This window comes from Nocardiopsis akebiae, assembly GCF_018316795.1.
Classification (GTDB): domain Bacteria; phylum Actinomycetota; class Actinomycetes; order Streptosporangiales; family Streptosporangiaceae; genus Nocardiopsis; species Nocardiopsis dassonvillei.
On the sequence record NZ_CP074132.1, the window covers coordinates 31768 to 47152 of the forward strand.

17 protein-coding genes and 1 tRNA gene are annotated in these 15385 nt (G+C 69.9%); 5 read left to right on the forward strand and 13 right to left on the reverse strand.

Annotated features, from left to right (window positions below; genetic code table 11):
• Nucleotides 1-40 precede the first annotated feature (40 nt).
• Both KGD83_RS00135 and KGD83_RS00140 read right to left on the reverse strand, forming a co-directional pair.
• Entirely contained in the window at nucleotides 41-502 is a 462-nt protein-coding gene (locus KGD83_RS00135) for a RidA family protein (RefSeq protein ID WP_212641958.1), read from the reverse strand.
• Nucleotides 502-675, reverse strand: coding sequence for a DUF4177 domain-containing protein (locus tag KGD83_RS00140; protein WP_013156298.1), 174 nt, complete (start codon nucleotides 673-675; stop codon nucleotides 502-504). Before KGD83_RS00140 ends, KGD83_RS00135 begins: the two co-directional genes overlap by 1 nt.
• Before the next feature lie 151 nt (nucleotides 676-826).
• Between KGD83_RS00140 and KGD83_RS00145 the strand changes: the two genes are divergently transcribed.
• Complete coding sequence (locus tag KGD83_RS00145; RefSeq protein WP_212641959.1) at nucleotides 827-1873, forward strand: ArsA-related P-loop ATPase; 1047 nt, start codon at nucleotides 827-829, stop codon at nucleotides 1871-1873.
• Nucleotides 1870-3015 carry an ArsA family ATPase gene (locus KGD83_RS00150; protein WP_212641960.1) on the forward strand — a complete coding sequence of 382 codons (1146 nt, stop codon included), beginning with the start codon at nucleotides 1870-1872 and terminating at the stop codon, nucleotides 3013-3015. Before KGD83_RS00145 ends, KGD83_RS00150 begins: the two co-directional genes overlap by 4 nt.
• 14 nt (nucleotides 3016-3029) lie before the next feature.
• On the opposite strand, the gene KGD83_RS00155 is transcribed toward KGD83_RS00150, so the two are convergent.
• Nucleotides 3030-3353: a WhiB family transcriptional regulator gene (locus KGD83_RS00155; RefSeq protein ID WP_212641961.1), complete on the reverse strand. Its 324-nt coding sequence runs from the start codon at nucleotides 3351-3353 to the stop codon at nucleotides 3030-3032.
• Between the two features lie 440 nt (nucleotides 3354-3793).
• On the opposite strand from KGD83_RS00155, the gene KGD83_RS00160 reads away from it, so the two are divergent.
• A complete protein-coding gene (locus tag KGD83_RS00160) occupies nucleotides 3794-6163 on the forward strand; it encodes a penicillin-binding protein (protein WP_212641962.1) in 2370 nt (789 codons plus the stop codon).
• 108 nt (nucleotides 6164-6271) lie between these two features.
• Here the strand turns inward: KGD83_RS00160 and KGD83_RS00165 are convergent, their stop codons facing one another.
• Nucleotides 6272-6727 (reverse strand): GatB/YqeY domain-containing protein, encoded by a 456-nt coding sequence (locus KGD83_RS00165; protein WP_061082867.1) that lies wholly within the window; start codon nucleotides 6725-6727, stop codon nucleotides 6272-6274.
• Nucleotides 6728-6885: 158 nt separating this feature from the next.
• On the opposite strand from KGD83_RS00165, the gene KGD83_RS00170 reads away from it, so the two are divergent.
• Together KGD83_RS00170 and KGD83_RS00175 are read left to right on the forward strand one after the other, a co-directional pair.
• Nucleotides 6886-7806, forward strand: a complete 921-nt coding sequence (locus tag KGD83_RS00170) for a metallophosphoesterase (protein WP_212641963.1) — start codon at nucleotides 6886-6888, stop codon at nucleotides 7804-7806.
• Nucleotides 7807-7879: 73 nt separating this feature from the next.
• Nucleotides 7880-7953: transfer RNA gene (locus KGD83_RS00175), tRNA-Pro, on the forward strand.
• Between the two features lie 111 nt (nucleotides 7954-8064).
• Here the strand turns inward: KGD83_RS00175 and KGD83_RS00180 are convergent.
• The 9 genes from KGD83_RS00180 to KGD83_RS00220 all read right to left on the reverse strand — a co-directional run bounded on the left by KGD83_RS00180 (nucleotide 8065) and on the right by KGD83_RS00220 (nucleotide 15371).
• Nucleotides 8065-9264: a tyrosine-type recombinase/integrase gene (locus tag KGD83_RS00180; protein WP_212641964.1), complete on the reverse strand. Its 1200-nt coding sequence runs from the start codon at nucleotides 9262-9264 to the stop codon at nucleotides 8065-8067.
• 26 nt (nucleotides 9265-9290) lie between these two features.
• Nucleotides 9291-9500, reverse strand: coding sequence for a helix-turn-helix transcriptional regulator (locus tag KGD83_RS00185; RefSeq protein ID WP_212641965.1), 210 nt, complete (start codon nucleotides 9498-9500; stop codon nucleotides 9291-9293).
• Entirely contained in the window at nucleotides 9497-11188 is a 1692-nt protein-coding gene (locus KGD83_RS00190; protein WP_212641966.1) for a replication initiator, read from the reverse strand. Before KGD83_RS00190 ends, KGD83_RS00185 begins: the two co-directional genes overlap by 4 nt.
• A 241-nt stretch (nucleotides 11189-11429) precedes the next feature.
• Complete coding sequence (locus tag KGD83_RS00195; RefSeq protein WP_212641967.1) at nucleotides 11430-12851, reverse strand: FtsK/SpoIIIE domain-containing protein; 1422 nt, start codon at nucleotides 12849-12851, stop codon at nucleotides 11430-11432.
• Nucleotides 12851-13102, reverse strand: coding sequence for a hypothetical protein (locus KGD83_RS00200; RefSeq protein WP_212641968.1), 252 nt, complete (start codon nucleotides 13100-13102; stop codon nucleotides 12851-12853). Before KGD83_RS00200 ends, KGD83_RS00195 begins: the two co-directional genes overlap by 1 nt.
• Before the next feature lie 103 nt (nucleotides 13103-13205).
• Nucleotides 13206-13613: a plasmid replication, integration and excision activator gene (locus KGD83_RS00205; protein WP_212641969.1), complete on the reverse strand. Its 408-nt coding sequence runs from the start codon at nucleotides 13611-13613 to the stop codon at nucleotides 13206-13208.
• A gap of 113 nt (nucleotides 13614-13726) precedes the next feature.
• The gene (locus tag KGD83_RS00210) at nucleotides 13727-14467 is read right to left on the reverse strand and encodes a GntR family transcriptional regulator (RefSeq protein WP_212641970.1); all 741 of its coding nucleotides are present in this window, start codon (nucleotides 14465-14467) and stop codon (nucleotides 13727-13729) included.
• 215 nt (nucleotides 14468-14682) lie between these two features.
• Nucleotides 14683-15114 carry a hypothetical protein gene (locus KGD83_RS00215; protein ID WP_249352058.1) on the reverse strand — a complete coding sequence of 144 codons (432 nt, stop codon included), beginning with the start codon at nucleotides 15112-15114 and terminating at the stop codon, nucleotides 14683-14685.
• Nucleotides 15111-15371, reverse strand: coding sequence for a hypothetical protein (locus KGD83_RS00220; RefSeq protein ID WP_249352059.1), 261 nt, complete (start codon nucleotides 15369-15371; stop codon nucleotides 15111-15113). The genes KGD83_RS00215 and KGD83_RS00220 overlap by 4 nt, the downstream gene beginning before the upstream one ends.
• Nucleotides 15372-15385: the final 14 nt, after the last annotated feature.

The following is a 15385-nucleotide window of genomic DNA, read 5'->3' on the forward strand; positions in this document are numbered from 1 at the left end:
CGCGAAACGGGGGCCGCCGCCCCGGAAGGGGACGGCCCGCTCAGCGGACCTCGACGATCATCTCAACCTCGACCGGCGCGTCCAACGGCAGGGCGGCCACGCCCACGGCGGCGCGCGCGTGCACACCGGCGTCGCCGAAGACCTCGGCCAGCAGGTCGCTGGCCCCGTTCACCACGCCGGGCTGCCCGGTGAAGTCGGGGGTGCTGGCCACGAAGCCGCCCACCTTGACCACGCGGACCACGCCGGACAGCTCGCCGATCTCGGCGCGCACCGCGGCCACCGCGTTCAGCGCGCACCGCGCGGCCAGCTCCTTGGCCGTCTCCGGGGTGACCTCGGCGCCGACCTTGCCCGTGGCGGGGAGCTTCCCGTCCACGAACGGCAGCTGGCCGGACACGTAGACGTGGGCTCCGCTGCGCACCGCGGGCGCGTACGACGCGACCGGCGCGGCCACCTCGGGCAGGGTCAGGCCCAGCTCGGCGATCCGCTCCTCGGGGGTGGCCATCACAGCTCCCGCTTCATGTACGCGACGTACTGCTGGTTGCGGGGGTCGGTGCCCTCCGGCAGCGGAGCGGGCACGACGGAGACGAGCTCCCAGCCGTCGGCGCCCCAGTTGTCCAGGATCTGCTTGGTGGCGTGCGACAGCAGCGCCACCGTCTGGTACTCCCACTTGCTCATGCGTCCCTCACCCTTGCTCTCTCACCGGCGGACCGCCCCACGGCGGGGCGCCGCACGTCAACGCCGCCACCTTACTCATCCGCGTGCCCTCGCGTGCCCACCGCGGCACCGCTCCCGGCACCGCTTGGAACGCCCGCATAGACTGCCTGGAGTGAGCGAGAGCGAGCACGGACCGAAGCCTCCGGGAGAGGCCCGCGCGGGAGCACGACTGCACATCGTCACCGGCAAGGGCGGGACCGGCAAGACCACAGCCGCCGCCGCGCTGGCGCTGGCGCTGTCCTCCGGCGGCGCGAGGGTGCTCCTGGTCGAGGTGGAGGGCCGCCAGGGCCTCGCGACCCTCCTCGGCAGCCCGCCGCTGCCCTACGAGGAGCGGGAGATGATGGCCGCGCCCGGCGGCGGCAGCGTGAGCGTGCTGGCGGCCGACGCCGAGGCGGCGCTGCTGGAGTACCTGGAGATGTTCTACGGGATGCGCCGGGCGGGCCAGGCGCTGAACCGGCTGGGCGCCGTGGACTTCGCCACCACCATCGCCCCCGGGCTGCGCGACGTCCTGCTCACCGGCAAGGCCACCGAGGCGGTGCGCCGCCGCCGGGGCGGCCGCCGCAGGTCCGCCGAGGGCGCGCCGACGGCCCCCTTCCACTACGACGCGGTGGTGATGGACGCGCCGCCCACCGGCCGGATCGCCCAGTTCCTCAACGTGAACTCCGAGGTGGCGGGACTGGCCCGCGTAGGGCCGATCCGCAACCACGCCGACCGGGTCATGGAGGTCATCCGCTCGGGGCAGACCCGGGTGCACTTCGTGTCCCTGCTGGAGGAGATGCCCGTCCAGGAGACCCGGGACGGGATCGCCGAGGTCGGCGGTCTGGGTCTCAACGTCGGCTCGGTGCTGGTGAACATGGTGCGGCGGCCTCTGCTGGACGAGGCCGACCTCGCCGCCGCCGCGGAGGGGGAGACCGACCTGGACGCGCTGGCCGCCGGGCTGAAGGAGGCGCGTCTGGAGGACGCGCGGGAACTCGCGGAGCCTCTGGCCGCGGAACTGCGCGCCCACGCCCTTCGGGTGCGGCTGGAGCGCCGGATGCGTTCGGACCTGGAGGATCTGGGCCGCCCGCTGCTGGAGCTGCCGCTGCTGGAGGGCGGTGTGGACCGCGCCGCGCTGGACTCCCTGGCGCGGCGGCTGGTCGAGCAGGGGGTGCGGCTGTGAGCGCGGCCGTGGAGGCCGGGCGCCTGGACGCGGACGCCCTCGTGGACGACCCCGGCACGCGGATCATCGTGTGCTGCGGCGCGGGCGGGGTCGGCAAGACCACGACGGCCGCGGCGCTGGGGCTGCGCGCCGTCGAGCGCGGGCGGCGGGCCGTGGTGATCACCGTGGACCCGGCTCGGCGGCTGGCCCAGTCCCTCGGGTTGGAGTCGCTGGACGACACGCCGCGGCCGGTCCCGCTGCCGGAGGGGTCGGGCGGCAGCCTGCACGCGATGATGCTCGACATGAAGCGGACCTTCGACGAGGTCGTCAGGGAGCACGCGGACCCCGAGCGTGCCCGGCAGATCCTGGCCAACCCCTTCTACCAGACCCTCTCCACGAGCTTCTCGGGCACGCAGGAGTACATGGCCATGGAGAAGCTCGGCCAGCTGCGCCAGTCGGGGGACTGGGACCTGATCGTGGTGGACACCCCGCCCAGCCGGTCCGCGCTGGACTTCCTGGACGCGCCCAAGAGGCTCGGCCGCTTCCTGGACGGGCGCCTGATCCGCTTCCTGAGCGCCCCGGCCAGCACGGGGGCCCTCCGGCTGATCGGCGCCGGGTTCAACCTGGTGACCTCGGCGGTCAGCAAGGTCGTGGGCGCTCAGCTCCTCGACGACCTGCGGTCCTTCGTCGCCGCGTTCGACACGGTGTTCGGCGGTTTCCAGAAGCGCGCCGAGCGCACCTACCGGTTGCTCCAGGCACCGGGGACGGCCTTCGTGGTGGTGGCCGTGCCGGACACGGACGCGATGCGCGAGGCGGCCTACTTCGTGGAGCGGCTGGCCACCGACGCCATGCCGCTGGCCGGACTGGTGGTCAACCGGACGCATCCGCTGCCGGAGGGGGCGGGCGAAACCCTGGACGCGCGCGAGGCGGTCGCCGCGGCGGAGGCGCTGGAGCGCTCGGGCACGCGGACGCCGGCTTCGGCGGCCCTGCGGCTGCACGCGGAGAGGGTGCGCACGCGCGGGCGCGAGGTACGGCTGAGGGACGCCCTGCTGGCGGAGCACGGCGGTGTGCGCGTGGCCGAGGTGGCCGCCATGCCGGAGGACGTGCACGACCTGGCGGGGCTGCGCGACGTCGGCGAGGAGCTGGCGGGCCGGGGCCGTTAGGGCGTTGCCGGAACTCAGGCCGCCGAGGTGCGCTCGGCGTGCTCGGCGGCGTAGCTGGCGAGGTCGACGTCACCCTCCCTGAGGGCCTCCGCCAGGAGCGGGCCCCAGCTGGTGACGCCGGGGTGCTTGCGCAGCAGGGCGCGGCGTTCGCGTTCGGTCATGCCGCCCCAGACGCCGAACTCGACCCGGTTGTCGAGGGCGTCGGTCAGGCAGTCGGTGCGTACCGGGCACTCCCGGCAGATGAGTTTGGCGCGGTGCTGCGCCGCGCCCTGGACGAACAGCGCGTCGGGGTCCACCCGCCGGCACAGCGCCCTGGTCGTCCACTGGTCGGTCCACATGCCTCTACTCCCCTGTGCGCACCCGGTCCCCGCGCCAGCGGATCCGGACCCGGGGCACGCGCGTGCCCCGGCCGGAGTGGAGAACACCGTGGGCTCCCGCTGCCGCGTGGGGTGCGGTGGTCGACGCCAACCCCCGTTGCCTAGAAGTTACGGATTCGTTCGCCGCGCCAACAGAACCCGATGGACCCCCTTCATGTCTCACCAATATGGCCCGCTCGGGCCATTGCGTGGGGGCCCGGTGGCTCTCCGCATCGGACGGGGTGGGCGTGCCGCGCCGCCGAACCGGTCAGTGCCCGGCCGGCGATAGGCATGAAAAGATGGCATGGGGGCACAGCCCGCGGTACGCGGGTCATTTACGCGCGTTCGCGCACTATCCGTTCCACATCGGACCACTTAGCACGTACGTGGTCACCTAGTCTGATGGGGTGGGTCAGGGGACATTGCTTCAAAGAATCAGCCAACTGGTCGTCGTCGGCGTCGTCGCTGGACTCCTCGTCGCCGCACTCGCGCTCCCCGCCGTCGGGGGACTGGGCATCACGGCGCGCAACGTGGCCAGCGGCTTCCTGGAGATGCCAAGCAACCTGGAGACTCCGCCGCCTCCTCAGAGATCGACGATCTATGACAGCGACGGCGGCGTCATCGCGGAGATCTTCGACCAGAACCGCGAACTCGTCGAGATCGAGGACGTCTCGCCGGTCATGATCGACGCGATCCTCGCCATCGAGGACGCCCACTTCTACGAGCACGGCGGCATGGACGTGTCGGGCACGCTGCGCGCCGCGCTCCGCACGCTCAGCGGCGACACCCAGGGCGCGTCCTCCATAACCCAGCAGTACGTCAAGAACGTCCAGATCGAGGCGGCCACCACCCAGGAGGAGCTGGAGGAGGCCTCCGAGACGACGATCGCCCGCAAGATCCGGGAGCTGCGCTACGCCGTCGCCCTGGAGCAGCGGATGACCAAGGACGAGATCCTCGAGGGCTACCTCAACATCGCCTACTTCAGCGACGGCGCCTACGGGGTCGAGTCCGCCGCGCAGCACTTCTTCCAGGTGCCCGCCAGCGACCTGGAGCTGCACCAGGCCGCCACCATCGCGGGCCTGGTCCGCTACCCCTACCTCTACAACCCCCGTTTCTTCCCCGAGCAGACCACCGACCGCCGCAACGTCGTGCTCGACCGCATGGTGGCCACCGGCGCCATCACCGAGGCGGAGGCCGAGGAGGCCAAGCAGGTCCCGATGGAGGTGGAGGTCTCCACCCCGCCCAACGGCTGCGTGCCCAGCGACCAGCCGTTCTTCTGCGACTACGTGGTCCAGGAGATCGAGAAGGACGAGCGCTTCGGCCAGAACGAGACCGAGCGGGCGCGCTGGCTGCGCACCGCCGGACTCCAGATCCACACCACGCTCGACCCGCAGACCCAGGTGTCGGCGCAGGAGGCCGTGGACGAGTGGGTCCCGCGCGAGAACGAGTCCCGCAAGGTGGCCGCCGAGGTGGTCATCCAGCCGGGCACCGGCCACATCCTGGGCATGGTGCAGAGCCGCAACTACGGGCCAGACGAGAGCAAGCTCGGCGAGACCTCCATCAACTTCGCCACCGACGCGGACCGGGGCGGCAGCAGCGGATTCCAGGCGGGTTCCACGTTCAAGGCGTTCACCCTGGCGGCGGCGCTGGCCGAGGGGATGCCGTTCGGCACCTCGTTCAACTCACCGGCCAGTGTGACCGTCTCCGGGCAGCGCAGCTGTAACGGCGGCACCCTGAGTCCCTGGTCACCCAGCAACTCCGGTGACACCAACTCCAACACCACGCACAACATGATGACCGGGACGAGGGCCTCGTCCAACACCTACTTCGCGCAGCTCCAGGCGCGGGTGGGCATCTGCGACGTGATGGAGATGGCCGAGGACCTGGGGCTGCGGCGCGCGGACGGCACGCTGTTCACCGAGAACGAGCGGACGCTGGCCAACAGCAGCTTCACCCTGGGCAGCGAGGAGGTCTCCCCGCTGCGGGTGGCCAACGCCTACTCGGTCTTCGCCTCGGGCGGGATCCTGTGCGAGCCGCAGGCCATCACCAAGATCATCGACCAGCACGCGCAGGAGACGATCGAGATCGAGCCCGAGTGCGAGCAGGTGATCGACGAGGAGGTGGCCGACGGGGTCAGCTACCTGCTGGAGCAGCCCTTCAACGGCGGCACCGCGGCCTCCCTGGGCATCGGCCGCCCGGCGGCGGGCAAGACCGGTACCACCGACGGCTCGGCCGCGGCCTGGTTCGCCGGGTTCACCCCGCAGATGGCCGGTGCAGTCTTCGTCGGCGACCCGCGCGGCCCGCAGCAGTACCCGCTGCGCAACGTCACCGTCGGCGACCGGTACTACGGGGTGGTGTACGGGGCGACGATCCCGGGCCCGATCTGGCAGGAGACCATGCGCGGCGCCCACGAGGGCCTGGACGTCGAGCAGCTTCCGTCGCCGCCGTCGCAGTTCGGCTCGACGTCGGCACCGCGCCCGGAGGAGGACGCCAGCCCGGCCAGTGACGACGGCGGCGTGCCGGACGTGATCGGCCAATCCGAGCCGGAGGCGGTGAGCGTCCTGGAGGCCGCGGGCTACACGGCGAACGTGTCCTCGACCCGGGTCCGCTCCCCCGAGCCCGAGGGGACCGTGGCCGCGGTCAACCCGGACCCGGGGACGCGGCTGCCGGAGGGGGCCACGGTCAACGTGTTCCTCAGCAGCGGCGGCGGAACCGCCAGCGGGCCGGAGGAGGACGAGGACTGGTTCCCGGTCGCGCCCGCGTCGAACCCGCCCGGCCGGGAGGACGACTGAGGCCTGGCACGTGAGAGGGGCGGCGGTGCGTGCACCGCCGCCCCTTCGCGTTCCCCGCCGTTCCCGCGTGGGGCACGGCCCGTCCAGGCCTTTCCCGGCCGGGTCAGGTCATCCGGCCAGCTGGCGCTTGACCTCGGCGGCCACGCGGGCGCCCTCGGCCCGACCGGCGATCTTGGGGTTGACGACCTTCATGACCTGGCCCATGGCGCGGGGGCCGTCGGCGCCGGTCTCGGTGACGGCCTCGGCCACCAGAGACGACAGCTCCTCGTCGGTGAGCTGCTTGGGCAGGTAGTCGGAGATGACCTCGCTCTCGGCCCGCTCGGCCGCGGCCTGCTCGGGCCGGTCGCCCTTGTCGAACGCCTCGGCGGCCTCGCGGCGCTTCTTGGCCTCCCGGGTGAGCAGACGGGTGATCTCGTCGTCGCCGAGGGAGCGCGAGGTGCTGCCGGCGGCCTCCTCGGTGGAGATGGCGGCCAGGACCATGCGCAGGGTGCCGGTGCGCACCTTGTCACGCGCCTTGATGGCGGTGGTCAGGTCGTTCTTGAGACGGGCTTTGAGTTCGGACATGAGCCGATCCTACGGCGCGGCGTCACGGAGCCACCAACGGTTTGCGCGCGCGGACGCCGTGCGGGTGCAGCTCACATCGGTCCGGCGGCCCGCGAAGGGGATTCGCACACGCGTGCTCCGTGGATCTGCGACGATCTCTGTGACGACGAAGGAGGGCGATGGGCGCCGACAACAGACGAATCCTGCGCCGGGTGGGGCGCGCGGCCGCGATCACGGGCGCCGTCGGAGCGGCGGGGCTGGTCTACGCCTCGGTCATCGAGCGCAACTGGTTCCGGCTGCGCCGCTACGAGCTGCCCCTGCTGCCCCCCGGCAGCCCGCGGCTGCGGATCCTGCACCTGTCCGACGCGCACCTGACGCCCGACCGGAAGATGCTCATCGAGTGGATCCGGGGGCTGGAGGCCCACGAGCCGGACCTCGTGGTCAACACGGGCGACTCGCTGGCGCACCCGGACGCGGTGGGGCCGTTCACGAAGGCCCTGGGGCCGCTGCTGGACCGGCCGGGCGCGTTCGTGTACGGGTCCAACGACCTGTTCTCGCCGCAGCCGAAGAACCCGGCCCGCTACCTGTGGCGGACCAGCAAGACCGACTACAACAAGCGCCGGACGCCGGACCTGCCCTGGCGCGACCTGGGCGAGGCCATGACCGCGGCCGGGTGGCTGGACCTGAACAACCGCAGGGGCGGGCTGAAGGCGGGCGGGCTCGACGTCGCCCTGGCCGGGGTGCACGACTCGCACATCAAACTGGACAGGTACGAGGAGGTCGCCGGACCGGCCGACCCCTCGGCGGACCTGCGCCTGGGCGTGCTGCACTCGCCGGAGCCGTCCAACCTGGACCGGTTCGCGGCCGACGGCTACCAGCTCCTCCTGGCCGGGCACACGCACGGCGGCCAGCTGTGCCTGCCGTTCTACGGGACCCTGGTCACCAACTGCGGGATTGACCGCGAACGCGCCTGGGGACTGCACGAGTACGGGGACGCGTGGCTGCACGTGTCCGGCGGCCTGGGCACCTCCCCGTACGCCCCGGTGCGGTTCTGCTGCCGCCCGGAGGCCTCACTGCTGGACCTCGTGGCCTCCTCCTGACCCTCCTCGGCGCTCCGGCCGAAAACCGTGCGCGAGCACTCCCGGGCGTCCGCTAGACTTGTGGACGTTGCTTCGGGGTGTAGCGCAGCTTGGCAGCGCGCTTCGTTCGGGACGAAGAGGTCGTGGGTTCAAATCCCGCCACCCCGACAAAGGAACGGGTGTCCACGCAGGTGGGCACCCGTTCTTCGTTTTCTGAGCATGGAGCCCTCAGGGCCGCAGTGCACATTCATTGCACATGGTGGGGGTCATGTCCCTGTCTCAGGCAGCAAGCACTCGCAGCCGGGCCGCATCCATCGCTTCGGCGACCTCGTCCAGGCGGTCAGGGAAGAGATGCCCGTACCGGTCCAGGGTCATGGTCGCGGTGGCGTGCCCGAGCATCGCTTGCACGACCTTGACGTCAGCGCCGGCCGCGATGGCGAGTGACGCGGCGGTGTGCCGGAGCTTGTGCGGCGTCAGGCCCATCCCGTCGAGCCCAGCGGCCTTGAGCGCTTTGCCGAACTCTCGGTTGCGCCAGTTGCGTAGACGTACCTCGGTCCCTCGCTTGGTGGTGAACACCAGCGCCGAGTCCGGCCGCCCCTCCACGAGCGGAAGCAGCTCGGCGACGAGGGACCTGGGAATGGGCACGGTCCGACTCTTACCCGTCTTGGGCGACTGTTCGACAAGCTTTCCCTCCACCTCGGCGAAGGCCGTCACGATCCGGATGCGCCGTGTCTCCAGATCCACCCTGCCGACCCGGAGCGCGGCGGCTTCGTTGAAGCGAAGACCCGTGTAGGCCAGGAGGAGGATGAGGGGCCGGTTGATGTTCGCAGCGGCGGCGATCTGGCCGTACTTGGTGCGCAGTGATCCCGCCGTGTCTGCCAGCGCCTCCACCTGGAGGTGATCGAGGTAGACGTGTTCAGCCTCACTCGGCTTCGGAAGCGGGACCCCGCGAGCAGGGTTGGCGGGGAGGCGACGCGGCACACACCATTCCAGGACCATGGAGAGAACGCCGTAGGCGTGCCTGGTCTGCGAGGCTCCGAGATTGGCGCCGCCCTCGTCCCGCGGCTTCTGGAGTTCGGCCACCAACACGGCGACGTCTTCGGAGTACACCGCCGAGACCGGAAGCTCTCCCCATCGAGGCAACACGTGCGCGTCCAGGAGGCCCCGGTACTTCCACCAGGTCGATCGCTTGATGTCGGTGCGCGTGCTCAGCCACTTCTCAGCCATCTCGGCCACGGTGACCTTGGCGTCGTGGGGGTTGCGGTAGGAGCCTTCATGAAGGCTGTTCTCGATCTCGGTCTGCTTCTTCTCCGCGTCCGGCTTCTTCTTGAACGTTCCACCGCTCTTGATCCGGCCGGAAGGGTCGTAATAGCGGACCATCCAGCGTGCGGGAGGCGTGCGCTTGGTCGCTTTGGCCTTCTTCACCGCCTCCACGTATGCCTTGTCCTTGGTGCGGTCGTAGACCCACGCGCGAGCCATGGGGAGTGTTCCTCTCGGGGTTGGGGTTACTGGGATCGGACCCAGGCATGGACCTCAGCGGACACGTAGCGGACGTACCGGCCGACCCGGTAGGAGGGAGGCCCGTCGCCCTTGTACCTCCATTCGTAGAGAGTCTTCGGGGGGACCCGGAGGTAGGCGGCGGCATCCTTGACCGACCACAGGACGTCGGCCCGACGCTGTTCGGGGACGTCTACACGGGCCGTCGCTGCACTCATGCCACCCTCGTCTCTGGAGTTGCCGGAAGATTGGTTTGCCGAGCCGCGTCGAGTTGGGAACGGCGTTTGAGCGCTTCGCCGACAGCCCGGAGGAGCCGCTGTTCGCGGGGAGCGACGTCCGGGTCAGTGGGCCGCGCCAGCTCCCAGGCGAAGGAGCCCGAAGCAACAGAGGCCAAGACCGGAGGACGGGGGTTGCCCTCGTCATCCTGGTCGTCGTCGGTGGGGTCGATGCCCAGAGCGTCCAGGACCCAGGCCAGCCGGTCAGCCTTGTGATCGGCGAGAGTCTTGCCCGACCACTTGCGAGAGATGAGCACCCGACGACCCGCGTAGCCCAGGTACTCGCGCCTGTGTGCCTTGGACCGGCAGAACCCCGGACGCATCCCCGCCTTAGCGTTCTCAGGCTGAATGCCGTAGCGGAGCCAGTTCGAGCACCGAGGAGAACACGGCTCGAAGCGAAGAGCGTCCAGGAGCCGGTCTACATGCTGTTCCTGGCGAGTTGTCTCGGCGGCATGGCAGTCGGCGATGTCCTTCGTCAGGTACTTGGCCAAGTAGCGCACGCACCGGTCAGCGTCAGCGGAGCCAGCCACCACACCCTTGGCATCGACTTGTCGACCGAACCGGACCACGTGATGAGGTTCCGCTTCGGGATCGGCGTCGATGTCGTCCAACGCCTCATCCCAGGTGGGCAGGACTTCGCCTGTCGACGGGTCGACAAAGACACCTATCGCCTCATCCCACTCGGGAAGCAGGTCACCCTCGAAAACCACACGATCAGCCGGAGGCCACCACACCTGGTGGTACGTCGCCGCCGCGATCTGCCGAAGCTCCGCCCGAGGAATCGTTCCCCGCGTGGCCATGTGCAGGTGCGGAGCCAGACGGCGTTGGGGTTCCACGGCCGCGAAGTACTGCACATCGAACCCAGCCACCCGGCGCAGGTTCTGCACGAACCGATCGACCAGCTTGGAGAAGTGCAGCGCGTCCCGAGCCGCCCGACGGTAGTCGTAGGTCGAGAAGTCCACCGGGGTCCCGTCCGAGCGCACCCGCCCGTAGGAGTCGAGCGTGAGCGTGATGAACAGGGAGGGCCGGAACACCTTGCCCGAGGCCGGATCGGTGAAGGCCCGCCCGACCGTTTTCCTGGTCATCGGTCGCTTGGGAAGGTCCGGGACGTCCTGCCGGCGCTTGGTCGAGCGGACACGACGCGACCCCGACGAGGAAGAGGTATCAGCGGAGCGGGTCACCGATCCCCGCAGCCCGGACGCCGTGATCTCCTCGTCCAGGTCCGCGATCACTGCGTCGAGCCGGGCCAGGTCCTCAGCCGAGGCCGCTCCCGTGGCGGCGATCCGGTCACGTTCGGCCGTCACCATGGCCCGCTGTTCCACCCAGCCGCGCTGTTCCTCGGAGGACGGGTCTGGCTGAACGACAGGTTCCGCTTCGAGGTGCCAGCCCTCTTCACACTGAGTGCGCCGCAGCGACCTCTTCCGCTTCGCGCAGGCCGGGCACCGGGATTCCAGCGTGGACCCGCACGGAACGTCGATCACCTCAGTGGCACCGGTCGCGATGTCCGTGCGTCGAAGGGACACCGGCCGGATGCAGACCCCGTGGTCGGCAGCGACCTGTTCGGCCACCTCACGCGCCAGGGGTTGCGCAAGCCGTTCAGCACGTGTCGACTTACCGGTAGGAGTCGGCATCAGCCCACCCCCAACATCAGGAACCGGAGGGACCGCACCGCGTGAAACCCGAGCGGCCGAAGTCGGGCATGATCTTCCACTGGGTTGGATGCCTGGTCTTCATCCCCTTCTTGGGCTGGTGGATGTGGGCCTTCGAGGACGGCCGGTGGAAGGTTCTCCCCTTCTGTTGGTTGCTGTTCCTGTGGTTCCTGGTCCGTGACACCCGGAAGTACCGGCGCTCGATGTGTGAGTAACTGGAACATCAGGCAGTCTCCCCGTCCGAGGACGAATCCGCCCCGTAGGCGTCGGTCATAGCCGTGATGTCGCCATCGGAGACGTAGGCGGCCCGCACCCGCACCGGGGCCGGTGAGCCCTCCACACGGACGTAGCCCACCCCGGGCAATGTGGGGTCGATCAGGTGAGCGTTCGCCCCTCGGTCCCGGGCACCCTCGCCGAGGATCATGTCGACCTGGGACGCCTCGTCCAGGCGCAGGGCGACCTTGTCCGGGAACAGGTTCCGAAGGTTCATCACCTCCTTGCGTGGGTCCTGCAATGCGGCCAGGACCGAGAAGCCGACCGAACGCCCCTGCGAGGTCAGGGTGGCGATGGCGTTCTCCGAGCGCTTCCGGATGTCCCGGTCGGGGTGGTAGGCGGTCAGGAACGCCACCTCATCGAGCACCACCAGGACGAACGGGTCTTCCATCGTGGGGGTGTGGGAGCGCCGCTTGCCCGCGTAGCGCCGGGCCCGGTCTTGCATCTGGGACACGGCCAGTTCCAGCATCGCCACCGCGGATTCACCGTCATCGGCATAGTGCGCGAACAGGTCCCGCCCGTAGGCGAGTTCCATGCGCTTGGGGTCGATCGCCCACACCTGCGCGGTGTTGTCCGCGACGGCGGGGAGCATGGCCCGGATGGCGGACCAGATCACCGACCCCTTCCCGGACCCGGTCACCCCGGCCACCAGGACATGAGTCCCGTGCAGCCGCAAACGCCACGGAGAGCCGTCTTCCCTCTGGCCCACGTGGAGCGCGTCCAGTTCCGGGGCGACGGGGACCGGAAGGGCATCGAGGGGTTCGGCCAGGGTGTCGCGCCGGGGGAACTCCAAGGTGATGTCCCTCGGCCCGTTCACGATCACCCGGCACGAGGGAGCGGCGAACCCGTGCGCCAGCTCGGCCACCCGCGTCTCGAAGTCTGCCGGGGACGTCCCGGCGACGAGGGAGACCCGGACACGGTCAGCCCAGGTGTCACAGGTGACGCGGCGGATGCGGGGGAGGTAGTGGCGTTCCTGGTAGGACTCGGCGAGCCCCGAGATCACCAGCACCGGTTGCCAGTGGCGCCGGTAGACGAACACGTGCCGCCACCAGGCCAACAAGCGCAGCGTGACGCAGTACCGATAGGAGTCGGGCCAGGTCCGCCACCACACCAGCGAGGCGACCGAAGCCGTCGCCCACAGTCCGGCCAGGCCGGGCCAGTCCAGCCACCACCAGGCGGCGAACGACACGGCCAGGGCGGCGATGAGGACGGGAAAGCGGAACGGGAGAGTGACCAGGAACCGTGTCAGCCGCCAGATCCACGAGCCGAGCACGACGATCCCGGGCGTCTCCACGATGGGCGTGGTCCACCGCACGCCCTGAGCCGGGGTCGGCAGCGTCGGAGGGGTCTGGGCAGCACCGATCTTCGCCATCACCGGTCACCGCCCATCGCGTCTTCGATCCGGGCCAGGATCCGGTCACGGTCGGCGCGGGCGCGGGCAGCGGCCTTGGCCGCGTCCGGGTTGTGGTCCCGGTCCGCGAGCGTGGCGAACACACGGGCCTTGAAGTCGAAGAACGCCGCACGGTCAGAGTCGGTAGAAGGGTGTGAGTCGACCGCGTCCAGGAACAGCCGGACCAGCTGCGGACCGGTCAGAGTGGACAGGTCGGTGGGGTAATCGGACATACTGAAGACACCTCTTCACGAAGCTTTCGCAGGTAACGGGAGGGGTTCAGGGGCGGCTAGGTGTTGGCGCACCAGGCCGCCCCGCTTACATGTCAGGAGGCGGTCAGGCCGCTTCCTTGGCCGGAGCGCGACGACCACCAGCAGCACCACCAGGTGCCTTCACGCCACGAGCGCGCAACGAGTACGCCACCCGGGGACGACGGCCGTTGTCGTCGACGTAGGGCATGACCGCCATCGCCTCGAACTCGACCGGCCGGAACGGCAGCCCGGGAACCTCGTCGGGCAGGGTCGGGCACACCTCGGCGGCGACCTTGACCTTCACCGACTTGGCCTTGCCCCGCGCTTCGGGATCGGCGTCGATCACGTCCACCGCCCACAACGGCAGCCCCGATTCCTTGTCCATCTGCGGACGCTTGGTCTCGAAGTCCGTGATCGCCTCCACGCCCAGCGCGAAGGCACCGTGCGGGAACACCGTCCCGAACGCGACCGGCAACGCACCCTGAATAGCCATCGATCAGCCTTCCACTTGATGATCACTCAACCACTTGTCCGGTCAAGTTGAGTTCAGGATAACCGGCCACACTTGATCGGACAAGTAGATAAGTGGCCGGTGTTCGCCCGCGTCTACCCCGCCGGGTAGGAGTCCTCCAGTTCGTGCAGGTCACCGGGAAGGACCACCTCGGCGACCGCGATCACTTTCTCTGAGGCATCCAGTATCCGAGCCGTGATGCCGAGCACGGGAGTCCCCTCGTCCAGGCCCAGGCGCTCGGACTCCTCGTCCGTGGCCAGCCGGGCACACAGCCGTTCGGAGACCCGGGAGGGGCGCACCTGCTTGACCATCTGCACGTGTTCGCGCGCGCCGATGCTGATCGGCTGTTCGTCGCCCAGGTCGGTGCCGTCAGCGACGTCGAGCGGGAACCACAGGGTGACCAGCTCACTGGGTTGGCCGTCATCCAGGACCAGGCGTTGCCGCATGATCGCCGGGGAACCCTCGGGCACACCGACCGCCTCAGCCACAGCAGCGGGCACGGGCGTACGGCCCGCCTTGAAAATGCGGTTGGTCTTGGCCTCCTCGGAGGCGTCGAAGGCACTGGCGCCGGCATGGGAACGCTCGGAGGTCTGCTGCGGAATACCCCGCACGAACGACCCGCGCCCGTGTTCGCGTTCGATCCACCCCTGCATGCTCAGGATCTGCAAGGCCCGCACCACTGTGGAGCGTCCGGCCCCGAACTCGCGCACCATCCGGGATTCCGAGGGAAGCATCTCCCCCACGGGATACGTACCGTCTTCGATGCGCTCTTGGATCGCCCGCACGATCTGCACGTACTTGGGCGGAGCGAACTCCAGACTCGACATGTTGTCCACCTGGTGACTCTAGTACTCGTATGGTCGAGTAGCTTACTTGCGTGGTCTGGCCCTGTCAGCAGGTGGGGGCACATTTGAGCCCCGACCTGTGATCAGGGAGCACGGCGGGAAGCACGCCGCTCGGGCGCACACGTCACCGTGTGAGGAAGAACGAGGCCCGCGTGCCCCGGTCGCCCGGGGTCAGGGAGAGAGAGGCCGGAGCACGCGGGGGTTTCTCAGAAGGGCCGCCAGTGCACAGCGCGTTCGACGGTGTAGACCCGCAGGCTGTCCACCGTCGCCCCGCACACCGCACGACGCTCGGCCTCCACCAGAGCGGCGGCGACCAGGGCCACGTCATGCCGGGCCGCCTCGTCCGCTGAGGAGAGCACCGGGGGCACGATGCGCCGGACGTGGTTGCACTCGGCCCCGTCGACCTCGTGACGCAGCCCGACCACGTACGTCATCATCAGCCGTCGCCGCGTAACCGGTTCGGGCAGCACCCACCGATGCCGCTGGATCAGGGACGTCCCATCCGGTTGCCGGGCCAGGGTCTCGTAGGTGATGGACTCCCAGTCCTCACAGGCCACACGCACCCGTACACCCTGGGAACGGGCCCAGGTCATCAGGGATTCGCGGTCGATCACCGTGCCGCGTCCGTGGCCGTTCATCGCCGCACCGCCCCTATCGCTATGGCCATGCGCACCAGGTCACGCAACTCGGCCATGTCATCCAGAGCGGGGGACCGCTTCGCGATCTGCACCAGGAGGTCAATCCCCCGGCGGTCGTTCTCGGCCCGCTGAGCGGAGCGACGACGCTCCACGTGCGCGTAGGGGCCACGCACGAGGGAGTAGGCGCGGGGGTCGTCGCCGTCCATCACGATGGGTTCCGGAGCGGGCCAGACCTCCACCCGCTTGGTAGTCGGCACCCGGAGTGGCGGAG